Consider the following 18,373-nt stretch of genomic DNA (forward strand, 5'->3'; position numbering starts at 1 on the left):
ACGCCAAACAGTTTCTGTTTGTGGTTCTACACCAGATTGTGCATCAAGTACTGCTACCGCACCATCAAGTACGCGTAAAGAACGTTCTACTTCTACTGTGAAGTCTACGTGTCCTGGAGTGTCAATGATGTTTACACGGTGACCTTTCCATTGAGCTGTAGTTGCAGCAGAAGTAATTGTGATACCACGCTCTTGCTCTTGCTCCATCCAGTCCATCTGAGATGCACCTTCATGAGTTTCACCGATTTTATGAATACGTCCTGTGTAATACAGAATACGCTCAGTTGCTGTTGTTTTACCAGCATCGATGTGAGCCATGATACCAATATTACGAGTGTTTTCTAAAGAGAACTCTCTTGTCATTTGGTGTCTTGCTCCTTCCATATATGGATTGGATTTTTTTATTTTAAGTAGCAAAAAAGCCACTTTATATTGTTACACATGTCAGTATGTCCAGTACCCTCATTATGTAAAACGAGCGCCCAACGAAAGGGAGAGGCATTCTCCCTCTCCACACTTCCATAAGCGACAAATAAAGCGGTTTATGCTTACATTTATTTTACGTTGAATCCTACCAACGGTAATGAGCAAATGCTTTGTTAGCTTCTGCCATTTTATGAGTGTCTTCACGTTTCTTAACAGATGCACCAGCGTTGTTAGCTGCATCTAAGATTTCGTAAGCTAGACGCTCTTCCATAGTTTTTTCACCACGAAGACGAGCATAGTTTACTAACCAGCGAAGACCTAAAGTTGTACGGCGTTCTGGACGAACCTCAACTGGAACTTGGTAGTTAGCACCACCAACACGACGAGCACGTACTTCAAGAACAGGCATGATGTTCTTAAGAGCTTGCTCGAATACTTCCATAGGGTCTTTCTCTGAACGTTCACGAACGATATCGAAAGCGTTATAAAGAATTGTTTGAGATTTACCTTTTTTACCGTCAACCATCATTTTGTTGATAAGGCGTGTTACTAGCTTAGATTTGTACATTGGATCTGGTAACACGTCACGTTTCGCAACAGGTCCTTTACGAGGCATATTGAGTTCCTCCTTTCATTTTAAAGTTATTATTTTTTAGCAGGTTTTGGTCGCTTAGTACCATATTTAGAACGTCCTTGCATACGTTTGTCAACACCAGCAGTATCAAGCGCACCACGAACGATGTGGTAACGTACCCCTGGTAAATCCTTTACTCGACCACCGCGAATTAATACTACGCTATGCTCTTGTAGGTTATGACCGATACCTGGGATGTAAGCTGTAACTTCAATACCATTTGTTAAACGTACACGAGCGTATTTACGTAACGCTGAGTTCGGTTTCTTCGGAGTCATTGTACCAACACGAGTACATACACCACGTTTTTGAGGTGCAGAGATATCAGTTGATTTTTTCTTTAAAGAGTTAAAACCTTTGTTTAACGCAGGTGATTTAGACTTCCATACTTTATCAGTACGACCATTTCTCACTAATTGGTTAATAGTAGGCATTTGATTATCCTCCCTTCGCATGTTTGTATGACCACATATCCAGGTGGTTCATTATTAGTTGAAAACAAAGTTTTTGCAAGGGAGAGCAAATGCTCTCTCCTCACAAAAACAGTTTTAACTTATTATTCCTATTGCTGAAGCTCCCACTTGAATCCCCGAAACTTTTCCAAGCTTACGAACTGATTCAACTTTGTTTATGGGTATGTTATGTTGCAAGGCAGTACGAATGATCATATGGGTTAACCGCATATCAGCATCTTCCGCAATAACAACTTCTTTAACTATACCATTTTTGATTGCCTCCAATGTGCGTTTATGACCAACGACTACATTTTCAGCATTTGACACTTTTTGATAAGACATATAAATATCCTCCAAAGCATCGTTCAGGAGCAACCTTGATTATAGTAACATTTTGCTTCATACAATGTCAACTAGGATTAGCTGTTTTTATACAAAATTTACGACGGAAAATTTTACTGTTCCACATAAACTTCATCGTTTTCTACATTCATGTCACCTTGAGTTGTTTTTACAAGGTCCACTTTGCGATAACGATTCATACCTGTTCCAGCAGGAACAAGTTTACCGATAATAACATTTTCTTTCAATCCTAGAAGTTCATCGCGTTTACCCTTAATTGCTGCATCAGTTAAGACACGTGTCGTTTCTTGGAACGATGCTGCAGATAAGAATGAATCAGTTTCAAGCGAAGCTTTTGTAATACCAAGTAGAACAGGTCTAGCTGTTGCTGGTTGTTTACCTTTCAGTAACACCTTCGCATTCGCATCAGTAAACTGATGGATATCTAGTAATGTTCCTGGTAATACATCTGTTTCACCCGCATCACTTACACGAACTTTACGTAACATTTGACGTACCATTACTTCTACGTGTTTGTCGCCAATTTCTACCCCTTGCATACGGTATACTTTTTGAACTTCACGTAATAAGTATTCTTGAACCGCCGTAATGTCCGTTACTTTTAGTAATTCTTTCGGATCAATAGAACCTTCTGTTAACTCTTTACCGTGGCTAATTGGCTGTCCTGGAGTTACTTTCAGACGCGCACCGTAAGGAATAGCATACGTACGAGCTTCAACTTCACCCTGTACAACTACTTCTTGGCGATCTTTAACATCGTTGATCGCTGCGATAACACCATCGATTTCACTGATAACTGCCTGACCTTTCGGATTACGAGCTTCGAAGATCTCTTGGATACGAGGTAAACCTTGAGTGATATCATCTCCGGCAACCCCACCTGTATGGAACGTACGCATCGTTAACTGTGTACCTGGCTCACCGATAGATTGAGCTGCGATAATACCTACCGCTTCTCCTACTTCTACGTCTGTACCAGTTGCTAAGTTACGACCGTAACACTTCTTACATACACCGTGGCGAGTGTTACACGTGAACGCTGAACGAATGTTTACAGTTTCAACACCCGAATTTTCAACGATATGAGCGATATCTTCAGTGATTAGTTGGTTTTCACTAACTAATACTTCACCTGTTTCAGGATGTTTTACAGTTTTTCTTGCAAAACGTCCAACAAGACGATCATATAATGACTCAATTACTTCATTACCCTCTTTAATCGCACCAATTAATAGACCACGATCTGTTCCACAATCATCTTCACGGACAATTACATCTTGTGCAACGTCTACAAGACGACGTGTTAAGTAACCAGAATCGGCAGTTTTAAGTGCTGTATCGGCAAGACCTTTACGCGCACCATGCGTAGAGATGAAGTACTCAAGTACTGTTAAACCTTCACGGAAACTTGATTTAATTGGAAGTTCGATAATACGACCAGATGGATTGGCCATCAGACCACGCATACCAGCAAGCTGAGTAAAGTTCGATGCGTTACCACGGGCACCGGAATCACTCATCATGAAGATTGGATTGCGTTTATTCAAGGATTTCATCAGTTTTCCTTGGATAACATCTTTTGCATTACTCCAAATAGAGATAACGCGATCGTAACGTTCTTCTTCTGTGATCAAACCGCGACGGAATTGTTTAATTACATTATCTACTTTTGCTTGTGCTTCATGGAGAATTTCATCTTTTTCGCCTAATACAAGAATGTCAGATACCCCAACTGTAATACCAGCTTTTGTAGAGTACTTAAATCCTAAGTTTTTCATGCGGTCAAGCATACGAGATGTTTCCGTGATTTGGAAACGTTTGAATACTTCCGCAATGATGTTACCAAGGATCTTCTTGCTAAATGGCGCCACTTCTTCGCGACTAGCAATAATTTCTTTAATGTTCGCACCTTTTTCAACGAAATACTCCGCTGGTGTTTCTTTTTCAAGGTTTGAGTTTGTCGGTTCATTAATATAAGGGAACGACTCTGGTAAGATTTCGTTAAATATTAATTTACCAACTGTTGTTAATAGAAGCTTACCTTTTTGCTCTTCAGTAAATGTTACGTTATTTACTGAACTTGCAGCAACTGCGACACGTGTGTGCAGATGTACATATCCATTTTGGTATGCAAGTATTGCTTCGTTTGCATCTTTGAAGACCATACCTTCACCGATTGCGCCTTCACGCTCAAGAGTTAAGTAGTAGTTACCTAATACCATATCCTGAGATGGAGTAACAACTGGTTTTCCGTCTTTTGGATTCAAGATGTTTTGCGCCGCTAACATAAGAATACGAGCTTCTGCTTGTGCCTCTGATGATAACGGAACGTGAACCGCCATTTGGTCACCGTCAAAGTCCGCGTTGTATGCAGTACATACAAGTGGGTGAAGACGAATTGCGCGACCTTCTACTAATGTAGGTTCAAACGCCTGGATACCAAGACGGTGAAGTGTTGGTGCGCGGTTTAGAAGTACTGGATGCTCTTTGATCACAGATTCTAAAACGTCCCAAACTTCAGGTTGTACACGCTCGATTTTACGTTTAGCACTCTTAATGTTGTGTGCTAAACCTTTTCCAACTAACTCTTTCATAACGAAAGGCTTAAACAATTCAAGCGCCATTTCTTTCGGTAATCCACATTGGTACATCTTTAAGTTCGGTCCTACAACGATTACAGAACGGCCAGAGTAGTCAACACGTTTACCTAATAAGTTTTGACGGAAACGTCCTTGTTTACCTTTAAGCATGTGAGATAGTGATTTTAATGGACGGTTACCCGGTCCAGTAACTGGACGGCCACGGCGACCATTATCGATTAATGCGTCTACAGCTTCTTGTAACATACGTTTTTCGTTTTGAACGATAATGCTTGGTGCACCTAAGTCCAATAGACGTTTTAAACGATTGTTACGGTTAATTACACGACGGTATAAGTCGTTTAAGTCAGAAGTAGCAAAACGTCCACCATCCAACTGTACCATTGGGCGTAGTTCTGGTGGGATAACTGGAAGAACATCTAGGATCATCCAAGATGGGTGATTTCCAGAGTTACGGAATGCTTCTAATACTTCTAGACGTTTAATAGCACGAGTACGGCGTTGTCCTTGTGCTGTTTTTAATTCTTCTTTTAAGAAGTCTACTTCTTTATCTAAATCGATGTCTTGTAGTAGCTTTTTAATCGCTTCTGCACCCATAGCAGCTTGGAATGTGCTACCATATCGATCACGATATGCACGGTATTCTTTTTCAGAAAGTAATTGCTTCTTATCAAGTGGTGTATCTCCACTTTCTGTTACAACATAAGAAGCGAAATAAATTACTTCTTCAAGCGCGCGAGGGGACATGTCTAAGACAAGTCCCATGCGGCTCGGGATACCTTTGAAATACCAAATATGAGATACAGGAGCAGCTAATTCGATATGACCCATACGTTCACGACGAACTTTTGCACGCGTTACTTCAACGCCACATCGATCACAAACTACACCTTTATAACGTACACGTTTGTATTTTCCGCAATGACATTCCCAGTCCTTTTGTGGTCCGAAAATACGCTCACAGAACAAGCCATCTTTTTCAGGCTTTAACGTACGATAGTTAATTGTTTCTGGTTTCTTAACTTCACCGTATGACCAAGAACGAATCTTGTCAGGTGAAGCAAGTCCAATCTTCATATATTCAAAGTTATTTACATCTATCAAGGGGCCTACCTCCCTTTTAGTCTACAGGTTATCCCAATTATTCCTTAGTTGTCTCAACTTCGACATTCAATTTATCTGCTGATTGATGATCATCGTCATCTTCTGTATCACGCATTTCAATTTCTTTATCGTCGCTAGACATCATTTTAACGTCCATACCTAAACTTTGCAGCTCTTTAATCAATACTTTGAATGATTCAGGAACGCCTGGTTCTGGAACATTTTCGCCTTTAACAATTGCTTCATACGTCTTAACACGTCCAACAACATCATCAGACTTCACTGTTAAGATTTCTTGAAGAGTATAAGCAGCACCATAAGCTTCAAGTGCCCAAACCTCCATCTCACCGAAACGCTGTCCACCGAACTGAGCTTTACCTCCAAGAGGCTGCTGCGTTACAAGTGAGTATGGTCCAGTAGAACGAGCATGAAGTTTATCGTCAACCATGTGCGCAAGTTTGATCATATACATGACACCAACAGATACGCGGTTATCGAATGGTTCACCAGTACGTCCGTCATACAAGATTGTTTTCGCGTCATTTGCCATACCAGCTTCTTCAATCGTGCCCCAAACATCTTCCTCACGAGCACCATCGAATACTGGTGTTGCAATGTGAATGCCAAGGTATCTTGCTGCCATACCAAGATGAAGCTCTAATACCTGACCGATATTCATACGAGATGGTACCCCTAATGGGTTTAACATGATATCGATTGGCGTACCGTCTGGTAAGTAAGGCATATCTTCTTCTGGTAAAATACGAGAGATAACACCTTTGTTACCGTGACGTCCGGCCATCTTGTCACCTTCAGAAATTTTACGTTTTTGAACGATATATGCACGTACAAGTTGATTCACGCCTGGTGGCAATTCATCGCCATCTTCACGGTTGAATACTTTTACGTCTAAGATAATACCGCCACCACCGTGTGGTACACGTAGTGATGTATCACGTACTTCACGTGCTTTTTCTCCAAAGATAGCATGTAATAGACGTTCTTCAGCTGTTAATTCTGTTACACCTTTAGGTGTTACTTTACCAACAAGTAAATCTCCATCTTTTACTTCCGCACCAACGCGAATGATACCGCGCTCGTCAAGGTTGCGTAATGCATCTTCCCCAACGTTTGGAATGTCACGTGTAATTTCTTCTGGTCCAAGCTTCGTATCACGAGCTTCTGACTCATATTCTTCAATATGAATAGAAGTGTACACATCATCTTTTACAAGGCGCTCACTCATAATGATCGCATCCTCGTAGTTATAACCGTCCCAAGTCATGAAGCCAACAAGCACGTTACGTCCAAGTGCTAGTTCACCTAATTCCATAGAAGGACCATCCGCAAGGATTTCACCTTTTACAACTTCATTTCCAACACTTACGATTGGGCGTTGGTTGTAGCAAGTTCCTTGGTTAGAACGAATGAATTTTTGCATTTTGTAGCGATCTAAGTCGCCTTTTACCGTTTGACCGTCAACTTCTACAAAGCGACGTACCCAAACTTCACGTGCTTCTACGCGTTCAACAACACCAGGGTGTTTACAGATTACTGCAGCACCTGAGTCTTTTGCTGATACGTACTCCATACCTGTACCTACAATCGGAGATTCCGGATTCATTAACGGAACCGCCTGACGTTGCATGTTCGCTCCCATAAGTGCGCGGTTAGAGTCATCGTTTTCTAAGAACGGAATACAAGCTGTCGCTGCCGACACTACTTGTTTTGGAGATACATCCATGTAGTCGATGCGTTCTTTATTTGTGACAATGTTTTCACCACGGAAACGAGCTACGATATCTTCACTAAGGAATTCTCCTTCTTCAGATAATTTCATATTCGCTTGGGCTACAACATAATTATCTTCTTCATCTGCAGTTAAGTAATCAACCTGCCCTGTTACAAGACCAGTTTCTGGATCAACACGACGGTATGGTGTTTCAATGAAACCAAACTCATTTACTTTCGCGAACGATGATAATGAGTTAATCAAACCGATGTTTGGTCCCTCTGGTGTTTCAATCGGACACATACGACCATAGTGAGAGTAGTGAACGTCACGCACTTCAAAGCCTGCGCGCTCACGCGTTAAACCACCGGGTCCTAATGCAGATAGTCTTCGTTTGTGAGTTAACTCTGCTAATGGGTTTGTTTGGTCCATGAACTGAGATAACTGAGAACTTCCGAAGAACTCTTTAATAGATGCAATAACAGGACGAATATTAATTAGCGCCTGTGGTGTAATTGCATTTGTATCCTGAATCGACATTCTCTCACGAACAACACGCTCCATACGAGAAAGACCGATACGGAATTGATTTTGTAATAGTTCTCCAACTGAACGCAGACGACGGTTTCCTAAATGGTCGATATCATCTGTATCCCCTACTTTGTATAGTAGGTTGAAGAAGTAACTGATAGAAGCAAGGATATCACCTGGTGTAATGTGTTTTACATCACGAGTAATATTCGCATTACCAATTACATTAATTACGCGTTCGCCTTCTGACTCAGGAGCATAAATCTTAATAGATTGCAGCTCAACATCGCCTTCTACCACTCCACCCATTGGTTTCGCTGTTTTGAATCCAATGTTTTTCTCTAAGTAAGGTAAAATGCGATCAAGTGTACGACGATCTAAGATTGTTCCTTCTGCCGCTAAAATTTCACCAGTTTCTGGATCCACTAATGTTTCAGCTAAGCGTTGGTTAAACAATCTGTTTTTAATGTGTAACTTCTTGTTGATCTTATAGCGACCTACATTTGCTAAATCGTAGCGCTTTGGATCGAAGAAACGAGACACAAGTAAGCTCTTAGCATTTTCTACTGTTGGTGGTTCACCAGGACGTAGACGCTCATAAATTTCAAGCAATGCTTTTTCTGTGCTATCTGTGTTGTCTTTTTCTAATGTGTTGCTTAAGTATTCGTTATCACCTAAAAGCTCGGTGATTTCTTGATCAGAGCCAAACCCTAATGCGCGTAACAAAACAGTTACAGGAAGTTTACGCGTACGGTCAATACGCACATATACAACATCCTTAGCATCTGTCTCATACTCTAACCAAGCTCCGCGGTTTGGAATTACAGTAGCAGTAAAACCACGTTTTCCGTTTTTATCCACTTTGCCACTATAGTATACGCTTGGAGAGCGAACTAACTGGGAAACGATAACACGTTCTGCACCGTTAATTACGAATGTTCCAGTCTCTGTCATGAGTGGGAAATCTCCCATGAACACATCTTGTTCTTTTACTTCACCAGTTTCCTTGTTGATTAGACGCACTTTTACACGAAGTGGTGCTGCATACGTCACATCACGCTCTTTGCATTCGTCTACAGAGTATTTAGGTTCACCTAAGCTGTAGTCGATAAATTCAAGCGATAGATTTCCCGTAAAGTCTTCAATCGGAGAAATGTCTTGGAACATTTCTCGCAAACCCTCATCAAGAAACCACTGATAAGAAGAGGTTTGAATTTCGATAAGATTTGGTAACTCTAATACTTCACTAATACGGGCATAACTTCTTCGTTGGCGGTGGCGTCCGTATTGAACTAGTTGACCTGTCAACTGCTTCACCCCTCAAATCATGAGTATTATAAATGCACAAAAAAATTTGCGCAAAATCACAAATAAATACAACTACTGCTATTAGCGTAGTCTTTTTCTCTTAAAGATAAATACGTTGAGTCTTTCTACCTGCTCAAAAAAGAAAAATGGCTTCTATAAGAAAACCATCATTCTGTTTCATAATCTGCTGATTTTACTATCTTTTCCAAGAGAAACAAAAATATACATCTTTCTCAACGCAGAAAATCATATATTGGCATTGTATAATGTTAACATAGCCAAAAATAACCGTCAACGTTTTTTTGATTTTATGATATAATATCCTTTTTTCTTTTCTACAACTTCGACTTCAGAGAATACTTCCTCTAGTTTCTTCAGTGCAGATGGTGCACCTTGCTTCTTTTGAATAACAATCCACAACTCTCCACCTGGAACTAAATACTCTACAGCCTTCTCTAAAATCTCATGCACGATGTCTTTACCTGCACGAATTGGAGGATTAGATAGAATAGCAGCATACATACCATCTACATTTTCATAGACGCTACTTTGAAAAATGTGTACATTTCCAATCCTATTGTTAGCGGCATTTTCTTTCGCAAGCTCAAGCGCCCTTTCATTCACATCCACCATGTGAACTTTACGGTCTTGAAACTCTTTCGCCAACGATAAACCAATTGGTCCATATCCACAACCTACGTCTAATATATCACCTTTAATATCTGGCACTTGAAACGCTTCAATTAAAAGACGAGAACCAAAGTCCACTTCGTTTTTCGAGAACACCCCACGGTCAGATAAGAAAGTAAATTGAGATCCACGAAGTGCAAATTCCCATCGCTTACGATCACTTTTACTAGAAGGGTCGTTAGAAAAATAATGGTCTGCCATATGGCCACCTCTTTTCTTTACAGTTAAAAAAAAAGCTCGCATGAGAGCGAGCTTTTTTTAAAGCATCAAAAGTTAATTACTTAACTTCTACAGCAGCGCCAACTTCTTCAAGTTTAGCTTTCATTTCTTCAGCTTCCTCTTTAGAAACGCCTTCTTTGATTGCTTTTGGAGTGTTGTCAACTAATTCTTTAGCTTCTTTTAAGCCAAGACCAGTGATTTCACGTACAGCTTTGATAACTTTGATTTTTTGAGCGCCAGCACTTGCAAGTACTACGTCAAATTCAGTTTTTTCAGCAGCAGCTTCACCAGCGCCACCAGCTACAGCTACAGGAGCAGCAGCAGTTACGCCGAATTCTTCCTCGATAGCTTTTACTAAGTCGTTAAGTTCTAATACAGTCATAGATTTAACTGCTTCAATGATTTGTTCTTTAGTCATTGTAAATATCCTCCCTTAAATAGGTTTGTATTGTTTTATAGATAACAAGTAATTATCTTTTAAGAAATTAAGCGCCTTGCTCTTCCTTTTGTTCTGCAACTGCTTTAGTAGCAAGTGCAAGGTTACGGATTGGAGCTTGAAGAACGCTAAGAAGCATAGAAAGTAAGCCTTCACGTGATGGAAGAGTAGCGATAGCTTTAACCTCATCAAGTGTTACAAGTTTACCTTCGATTACACCAGCTTTAATTTCTAAAGCTTCGTGTTTTGTAGCGAAGTCGTTTAATACTTTCGCAGGAGCAACTACATCCTCGTTACTGAACGCGATTGCGTTTGGTCCTGTTAAGAATTCGTTTAACTCAGCCATTTCAGCAGATTCTGCAGCACGACGAGTTAAAGAGTTTTTGTAAACTTTGAACTCAACGCCAGCCTCACGTAAGTTTTTACGTAATTCTGTTACTTCAGAAACTGTTAAACCACGGTAGTCAACAACGATTGTAGATTTACTTTCGCGAAGTTTGTCCGCGATTTCAGTTACAACTTGTTGTTTAGTTTCGATTACTTTGCTCATGTTATTACACCTCCTGTAGATTATATAGAAGATGTACCGAAAGTGCACTAAAAACCTCCATGCCCAACTTGTAGACATGGAGGCATATAGTCACAGAAAAAAATTCCGTTTCGTATATTAACACCTAGGTAGGAAATTAAGTCTATTGACACCTACTGTCTACGGTACACTAATTAAATTCACAACATAAATGATTATATAAAAACTTCTTTATGAAGTCAACTTCCAAAATTTACGCTAATGTAGAAACGTCTACACGTACGCCAGGTCCCATTGTAGAAGCAACTGTTACGTTCTTCATGTAAGTACCTTTTGCAGCAGCTGGCTTAACTTTTTGTAAAGTGTCAGCGATTGTGCTGAAGTTTTCTACTAATTTAGCATCTTCGAAAGATACTTTACCGATTGGAACGTGGATGTTACCAGCTTTATCAACGCGGTATTCAACTTTACCAGCTTTGATTTCGTTAACAGCTTTAGTTACATCGAAAGTAACTGTTCCAGTTTTAGGGTTTGGCATTAAACCTTTAGGTCCTAATACACGACCAAGTTTACCAACTTCACCCATCATGTCAGGAGTTGCTACTACTACATCGAAATCGAACCAACCTTGTTGGATTTTACCGATGTAATCAGCATCGCCTACGAAGTCAGCTCCAGCAGCTTCAGCTTCTTTAGCTTTTTCGCCTTTAGCGAATACTAATACACGTTGCACTTTACCAGTACCGTGTGGAAGAACAACTGCACCACGGATTTGTTGGTCAGCTTTCTTAGGGTCAACACCTAAACGGAATGCAACTTCTACAGTCGCATCAAATTTAGCTGTGTTTGTTTTCTTTACTAATTCTACTGCTTCTGTTGCAGAGTAAGCAGTTGCACGATCAACAAGCTTTGCAGCTTCTACGTACTTTTTACCTCTTTTAGCCATTTTTATTTCCTCCTCGAATGTGGTTTTAGCGGAATAACCTCCCACGTTTACGCTTATTTTCAGGTATAACCTGAGGATGCGCGCCATCCATTTATTTAAAAACGATAATCATTTACGATAATAAAGGTTGCGAATTGGAATTCCAGACCCGCAACCTTTTTAAAAAAACAAATCGAATTAGTCTTCGATAACGATGCCCATACTGCGTGCAGTACCTTCAACCATACGCATTGCAGCTTCTACGCTAGCAGCGTTTAGGTCAGGCATTTTAGTTTCAGCGATTTCGCGTACTTTATCACGCTTAACAGTTGCCACTTTATTACGGTTTGGTTCACCAGAACCAGACTCAATACCAGCTACTTTCTTAAGAAGAACAGCAGCAGGAGGAGTTTTAGTAATGAAAGTGAATGAACGGTCCTCAAATACCGTAATTTCAACAGGGATGATAAGACCAGCTTGATCAGCTGTACGAGCGTTAAACTCTTTACAGAAGCCCATGATGTTAACACCTGCTTGTCCTAATGCTGGACCAACTGGTGGAGCTGGGTTAGCTTTACCTGCAGGAATTTGAAGCTTTACCATTTTAATTACCTTTTTAGCCACGAGACACACCTCCTTAAGTCCGTGATGTGGTCAATTGGACAGTGATTTGCCCTCCCACGTCATATTTTATCTGTAAGGATAAAATCTTTCAAAAAACGTCTCCGATAACGAAGACGTACTGACTTAAAAGATATTATCACTTTTTACAATTCATTTCAAGTTTCATTTTATAATTTTTCAATTTGATGGAAGTCAAGTTCAACTGGAGTCTCGCGACCGAACATGTCCACAAGCACGCTAACCTTTTTCTTCTCCACATCAATTTCTTCAATAGCACCTGTATAATCTGCGAATGGTCCCTCATTTACACGCACTGTTTCATGAAGTTCAAAGTCGAAATCAACCACTTCGTTGTCCATTCCCATATGCTTCATAATGGTAACAACTTCCTCTTCTAATAGAGGTGATGGTTTAGATCCAGAACCAGAAGAACCAACGAACCCAGTTACACCTGGCGTGTTACGTACAACATACCAAGAGTCATCAGTCATGATTAATTCTACTAATACATAACCTGGGAACACTTTTCTTTTCATTAATTTTTCTTTACCGTTTTTCATTTCTACTTCTACTTCTTCCGGGACAACAACACGGAAAATTTTATCTTGCATACCCATTGATTCTACACGTTTCTCTAGGTTTGCTTTTACTTTATTTTCATATCCAGAATAAGTATGGACAACATACCAACTTTTTTCCATTCATTTAGGACGAGCGTCCTTCCCTCCCTGACGTACATTTTTTTGCGCAAATGAAAAAACCCGTTCACCGGGCTTTTACACAGTTCTTATAAATAACATTATATCATGGATAAGTGCTTCTTATTCAAGAATTAACCAAGAATTAACCGAATTAAAGAAGAAATGCCCATATCAACCACTGCGAAGAAAATCGCAAAGAAGACAACTGTAGCGATAACAGTCGCTGTTGAACGGAGTAATTCATCTTTTTTAGGCCAACTTACTTTTTTCATTTCGCGACCTACATCGCCGAAAAAGTTCGTTAAACGCATCTACGGGACCTCCAGTGTATTATTTCAATTATTTATTTTGTTTCCTTGTGAACTGTATGCTGATTGCATGTTTTACAAAACTTCTTTATTTCAAGTCGCTCTACTGAGCTCGTATCTTTCATCGTAGAGTAGTTTCGATTTTTACACTCTTCACATGAGAGTACAACTTTTTTCCTCATTAGTTACACCAACCTTGTAACATTATGTCCCTAAAAATGTATCATACAACAAAAGACAATGTCAATGACATGCCTTTTGTACTCTCTACAAAAAGAAAACAGGTGATTTTTTACACCTGTAGTATTTGTTATGAATTTAAAGTGGTACTCTCTCTCATTTCCATATATCGTTCCAATTTCCGCTTCACCCTCTGTAAAGCGTTATCAATAGATTTCACATGTCTATTTAACTGTTCCGAAATCTCTTGATAAGAACGACCATCTAGATATAAAGAAAGAACTTTTCTTTCTAAATCGCTTAATAATTCAGATATTTTAGATTCTATGTCTGTATATTCTTCCTGACTTATAATCATTTCTTCAGGATCCGTTACCTTCGCTTCCGAAATAACATCTAATAATGTCCGATCAGATTCTTCATCATAAATCGGCTTATCTAAAGACACATATGAATTTAACGGAATATGTTTTTGCCTTGTTGCTGTTTTAATAGCGGTAATAATTTGTCGAGTGATACACAGTTCAGCAAATGCTTTGAATGAAGACAGCTTGTCCTCTTTATAATCACGAATCGCTTTAAACAATCCAATCATACCTTCTTGAACAATATCTTCTCGATCGGCACCCACTAAGAAATAAGATCTTGATTTCGCGCGAACAAAGTTCTTATATTTGTGAATCAAATATTCTAGAGCGTCAGTATTACCTTTTCGAACTAATTCAACGATTGCCTCATCCTCTAAATCACGAAATGTAACGTCGCCTACACTTACGAAGCCTGCTTCCACCTTGATCCCTCCGACCGCTATTTATTTAGCAATATTATACAGTAAAAAGATAAAGAGCGTCAATGCTTCAACGCTCTCCTCTTCTTAATTTTTCTAATTTTTCTGTAATATCTTTACTAAATATCTTTCGCATGGCGGGTTGCTTTTCTTTTGTGTCTTGCGTACGCCTTCTTACTTGTTGCTCCATCGCTTGTACTTCCAACTCTAATTCACGTGCAGATTTCCGAAGAGCACCTTGCGCAAATATAACCCATTGTTCCGTATAATCAGAAGTCGCAACATATATTTGCGTATTTATATTTCTAAGCTCTATCGCTAGTTGCTCTATCTTTTCATCTGCAGTTTGATTCTTTCTCGTGAATATGACTTCCACACGCGATTGTTTCATCTTTTTTTCAATGCCTTGTACCGTATAAGCATCAAAGACTATCATTACCTTTGTACCAGTGTATCCTTGGTAATCCGCCATCTTATCAATCAGTGCATCCCTTGATGATTGCAAATCTACATCCCGTAGTTTCTTCAAGTCTCCCCAAGCTCCGATAATGTTGTAACCGTCAACGATTAAAATATCGTTCATTTTTTATTTACCAATTTCGTGACGCTTACGATATACCTCATACATTAACAAACTTGCGGCTACTGAAGCATTTAAGGATGTAACTTTACCCACCATCGGTAAAGTAATTAGGAAATCACATTTTTCACCAATAATACGACTCATACCTTTTCCTTCACTTCCAATTACTAATCCAATTGGCATTTTACCATCTAAATTACGGTAATCCGTTTTCCCTTTTGCATCTGTACCAGCAATCCAAAGTCCACGTTCTTTTAATTCATCGATTGTACGAGATAAATTCGTTACACGTGCGACAGGAATATATTCAATTGCTCCAGTCGATGCTTTCGCAACTGATGCTGTAAGTCCCACAGCTCTTCTTTTCGGAATAATAATTCCATGAGCTCCTGTTGCATCCGCAGTACGCATAATAGAACCTAGGTTATGCGGGTCTTCAATTTCATCTAAAATTAAGAAGAACGGATCTTCATTACGCTTCTCTGCTACTTTAAATAGATCTTCTAGCTCAGCATATTGATACGCAGCCACTTGAGCAATTACACCTTGATGGTTCCCCTCAACTAATTGATCTAACTTCTTCTTTGGTGCATGTTGTAAAATAACCTTATTTTCTTTCGCTAGTGCTAGTACAATTTGTACTTGTCCTTTGGCAGCACCTTCTGCGATCCAAATTTTATTAATATCTCTTCCTGATCGTAACGCTTCAATTACAGGGTTACGTCCGATAATATATTCACTACTCATGATGATGTGCCCCCTTCCTTTTCTTCTAAAACAGCAATTGCCTTATATACAATTTCTTCTAATCTTTCGCGATTATTTAATAAGTGATGATAGCCAATTAGCGCTTCAAAAGCTGTGCTATGTCGATATGTTTGTACATCCGTGTTTTTCGGAACAGTACCTGAATTTGCATTACGCCCTCTTCTTAGTACTGCTTCTTCTTCCTCAGTTAAAAATGCTGTCTCTAATAAATGATAAACAACTTTCGCCTGTGCTTTTGCCGAAACAAAGCTTGTCCCTAATCGATGTAATTGGTTAGGACGAACTTTCCCTTTTTGAAGTAGGTGATAGCGGATATATTGTTCATATACCGCATCACCCATGTATGCTAACGCTAAGCTGTTTAATTGCTTTGCATCAATCATTCTTATCCTCTTTTCCATCTTGTACCTTGAGCGGTATCTTCTAAAATAATATTACGGTCTTTTAAATCATCGCGAATTTGATCTGACAATGCAAAATCACGATTTTTACGAGCTTCAATACGTTTTTGAATAAGTGCCTCAATTTCTTCATCAAGCAACTCGTCTTGCGCTAATTCTAACCCTAAAATATCAAATAATGTTTCAAGTTGTTTTACGTATGCTTCAATTACCACTTTAGACGTATGTTCTTCCAGTAAATATTGATTCGCATGATTTGCTACATTATATAACTCAGTGATTGCATTAGCAGTGTTGAAGTCATCATTCATTGCTTCTTCAAATGCAGTCTGGAATTTTTCCAGTTCCGCTAACCAATTTTCATTATGGTCTGTTAAATCGGTACTGCTTTCCATACGGTGTTTTAAGTTACCGTAAGCCGTTTTAATTCTTTCCAGTCCGTTATTTGTACTTTGTAATAACTCTTCACTGAAATTAATTGGGTGACGGTAATGCACCGATAGCATAAAGAATCTGATTAACTGTGGATCATATTGCTTAATGATATCGTGAACTAAAATGAAGTTCCCCAGTGACTTAGACATCTTCTCATTATTAATATTAATATATCCATTGTGCATCCAATAACGTGCAAATGTTTTTCCAGTTAACGCCTCAGACTGCGCAATTTCATTCTCATGATGAGGAAATGCTAAGTCTTGGCCACCAGCATGAATATCGATTGTATCTCCTAAGTATTTACGCGCCATTGCCGAGCATTCAATATGCCAGCCTGGACGACCTTCCCCCCAAGGGCTTTCCCAGAAGATTTCTCCTTCTTTCGCAGCTTTCCATAAAGCAAAATCAAGAGGGTCTTGTTTCTTTTCTCCTACTTCAATACGCGCACCGTGACGTAAGTCTGCTATTGGTTGATGCGATAATTTACCGTACCCTTCGAATTCCTTCGTTCTAAAGTACACATCACCTTCTGATTCATATGCATATCCTTTATTCACAAGTTCTTGAATAAATTCAATAATGATATCCATATTTTCCGTTACACGCGGATGTACTGTTGCGTGTTTGCAACCTAGTGCCGTTACATCCTCAAAGTACGCTTCAACGAAACGATCAGCAATTGTCGGCACATCTTCACCTAATTCATTTGCTGCTTTAATTAGCTTATCATCTACGTCAGTAAAGTTGGATACATACTGCACATCATACCCTTTATATTCTAAATAACGGCGTACCGTATCAAATACCATAGGTGGTCTTGCATTCCCGATGTGAATATAGTTATAAACTGTAGGTCCACACACATACATCTTTACCTTATTTTCTTCTAATGGAGTAAACTCTTCCTTTTGACGCGTTAACGTATTATAAATGTGAATAGTCATTTTTATCCTTCCTTTCTACCTTTACTTCAAGTTGTTTTTTCAATTTATCAAGTTCTACTTCCATAACCTTTAATTTATCAAAAATTGGATCTGGAAGGTCAGAATGATTTAATTCTTGACCGATCTTTACTCCATTTTGAATAACGACTCGGCCAGGTATACCTACAACTGTAGAATGCGCAGGGACTTCTTTTAATACGACAGACCCTGCTCCAATTTTAGAATTCTCTCCAACTGTAATAGAACCTAGTACTTTAGCACCTGTTGCAATTAATACATTATCCTGAATTGTAGGGTGCCTCTTTCCCTTTTCTTTACCCGTACCACCTAATGTAACTCCTTGATAGATCGTTACATTATCGCCAATTTCGCACGTTTCTCCAATTACAACCCCCATTCCATGGTCTATGAAAAAACGACGACCAATTGTTGCTCCTGGATGAATCTCGATACCAGTAAAGAAACGACTAACTTGTGAGATCCAACGTGCAATAAAGAAGAAATTCTTTTTATAAAAAGCATGTGCAATTCGATGGGCCCAAACTGCATGTAATCCAGAGTAAGTCAAAATGACTTCGAAATAACTTCTTGCCGCTGGATCCTGTTCAAAAACGACTTCAATATCTTCCCGAAGCCTCTTAAACATCGACGTTCCCTCCCCTTTATGGGCTGCTTTTTCGAGTGAAC

20 protein-coding genes and 1 other annotated feature are annotated in these 18,373 nt (G+C 39.4%); all 20 genes read right to left on the bottom strand.

The window, feature by feature from the left end; all coding sequences use genetic code 11:
* Positions 1-363 (bottom strand): GTP-binding protein (locus MR113_RS19885; RefSeq protein WP_242256390.1); only part of this gene is annotated, 363 nt, incomplete at its 3' end.
* A gap of 208 nt (positions 364-571) precedes the next feature.
* A complete protein-coding gene (gene rpsG / locus MR113_RS19890) occupies positions 572-1,042 on the bottom strand; it encodes a 30S ribosomal protein S7 (protein WP_001137490.1) in 471 nt (156 codons plus the stop codon).
* Between the two features lie 29 nt (positions 1,043-1,071).
* Positions 1,072-1,494, bottom strand: coding sequence for a 30S ribosomal protein S12 (gene rpsL / locus MR113_RS19895; RefSeq protein WP_001142341.1), 423 nt, complete (start codon positions 1,492-1,494; stop codon positions 1,072-1,074).
* Between the two features lie 114 nt (positions 1,495-1,608).
* Entirely contained in the window at positions 1,609-1,857 is a 249-nt protein-coding gene (locus MR113_RS19900) for a ribosomal L7Ae/L30e/S12e/Gadd45 family protein (protein WP_061678373.1), read from the bottom strand.
* Between the two features lie 113 nt (positions 1,858-1,970).
* Entirely contained in the window at positions 1,971-5,582 is a 3,612-nt protein-coding gene (gene rpoC, locus MR113_RS19905; RefSeq protein WP_000567949.1) for a DNA-directed RNA polymerase subunit beta', read from the bottom strand.
* A 37-nt stretch (positions 5,583-5,619) separates the two neighbouring features.
* Positions 5,620-9,153, bottom strand: coding sequence for a DNA-directed RNA polymerase subunit beta (rpoB, locus tag MR113_RS19910; protein WP_061678374.1), 3,534 nt, complete (start codon positions 9,151-9,153; stop codon positions 5,620-5,622).
* 291 nt (positions 9,154-9,444) lie between these two features.
* Positions 9,445-10,044: a class I SAM-dependent methyltransferase gene (locus MR113_RS19915; protein ID WP_060629207.1), complete on the bottom strand. Its 600-nt coding sequence runs from the start codon at positions 10,042-10,044 to the stop codon at positions 9,445-9,447.
* Between the two features lie 76 nt (positions 10,045-10,120).
* The gene (rplL, locus tag MR113_RS19920; protein WP_000159737.1) at positions 10,121-10,480 is read right to left on the bottom strand and encodes a 50S ribosomal protein L7/L12; all 360 of its coding nucleotides are present in this window, start codon (positions 10,478-10,480) and stop codon (positions 10,121-10,123) included.
* Positions 10,481-10,547: 67 nt separating this feature from the next.
* Entirely contained in the window at positions 10,548-11,048 is a 501-nt protein-coding gene (gene rplJ / locus MR113_RS19925; RefSeq protein WP_000048721.1) for a 50S ribosomal protein L10, read from the bottom strand.
* Between the two features lie 39 nt (positions 11,049-11,087).
* Positions 11,088-11,231, bottom strand: a sequence feature (ribosomal protein L10 leader region).
* A 49-nt stretch (positions 11,232-11,280) separates the two neighbouring features.
* Entirely contained in the window at positions 11,281-11,973 is a 693-nt protein-coding gene (gene rplA, locus MR113_RS19930; protein ID WP_002070162.1) for a 50S ribosomal protein L1, read from the bottom strand.
* Between the two features lie 177 nt (positions 11,974-12,150).
* Positions 12,151-12,576, bottom strand: coding sequence for a 50S ribosomal protein L11 (gene rplK, locus MR113_RS19935; protein ID WP_001085872.1), 426 nt, complete (start codon positions 12,574-12,576; stop codon positions 12,151-12,153).
* A gap of 167 nt (positions 12,577-12,743) precedes the next feature.
* Positions 12,744-13,277, bottom strand: coding sequence for a transcription termination/antitermination protein NusG (nusG, locus tag MR113_RS19940; protein WP_000415794.1), 534 nt, complete (start codon positions 13,275-13,277; stop codon positions 12,744-12,746).
* Between the two features lie 131 nt (positions 13,278-13,408).
* A complete protein-coding gene (gene secE, locus MR113_RS19945) occupies positions 13,409-13,588 on the bottom strand; it encodes a preprotein translocase subunit SecE (RefSeq protein WP_001241321.1) in 180 nt (59 codons plus the stop codon).
* 32 nt (positions 13,589-13,620) lie between these two features.
* Positions 13,621-13,767, bottom strand: a complete 147-nt coding sequence (rpmG, locus tag MR113_RS19950; protein WP_002070160.1) for a 50S ribosomal protein L33 — start codon at positions 13,765-13,767, stop codon at positions 13,621-13,623.
* Positions 13,768-13,895: 128 nt separating this feature from the next.
* Positions 13,896-14,555, bottom strand: a complete 660-nt coding sequence (locus tag MR113_RS19955; RefSeq protein WP_000387198.1) for an RNA polymerase factor sigma-70 — start codon at positions 14,553-14,555, stop codon at positions 13,896-13,898.
* Positions 14,556-14,622: 67 nt separating this feature from the next.
* On the bottom strand, positions 14,623-15,135 hold the full coding sequence (locus MR113_RS19960) for an NYN domain-containing protein (protein WP_000997888.1): 513 nt from the start codon (positions 15,133-15,135) through the stop codon (positions 14,623-14,625).
* A gap of 3 nt (positions 15,136-15,138) precedes the next feature.
* Positions 15,139-15,882: a 23S rRNA (guanosine(2251)-2'-O)-methyltransferase RlmB gene (gene rlmB / locus MR113_RS19965; protein WP_000093762.1), complete on the bottom strand. Its 744-nt coding sequence runs from the start codon at positions 15,880-15,882 to the stop codon at positions 15,139-15,141.
* Positions 15,879-16,286: a Mini-ribonuclease 3 gene (locus tag MR113_RS19970; protein ID WP_086384897.1), complete on the bottom strand. Its 408-nt coding sequence runs from the start codon at positions 16,284-16,286 to the stop codon at positions 15,879-15,881. The genes rlmB and MR113_RS19970 overlap by 4 nt, the downstream gene beginning before the upstream one ends.
* Before the next feature lie 2 nt (positions 16,287-16,288).
* Positions 16,289-17,686 (bottom strand): cysteine--tRNA ligase, encoded by a 1,398-nt coding sequence (gene cysS / locus MR113_RS19975; RefSeq protein ID WP_242256392.1) that lies wholly within the window; start codon positions 17,684-17,686, stop codon positions 16,289-16,291.
* Positions 17,667-18,332, bottom strand: coding sequence for a serine O-acetyltransferase (gene cysE / locus MR113_RS19980; protein WP_000476500.1), 666 nt, complete (start codon positions 18,330-18,332; stop codon positions 17,667-17,669). The genes cysS and cysE overlap by 20 nt, the downstream gene beginning before the upstream one ends.
* Between the last annotated feature and the right edge of the window lie 41 nt (positions 18,333-18,373).

Source organism: Bacillus cereus group sp. BfR-BA-01379 (assembly GCF_022663605.1).
In the GTDB taxonomy this organism is placed as follows: domain Bacteria; phylum Bacillota; class Bacilli; order Bacillales; family Bacillaceae_G; genus Bacillus_A; species Bacillus_A mobilis.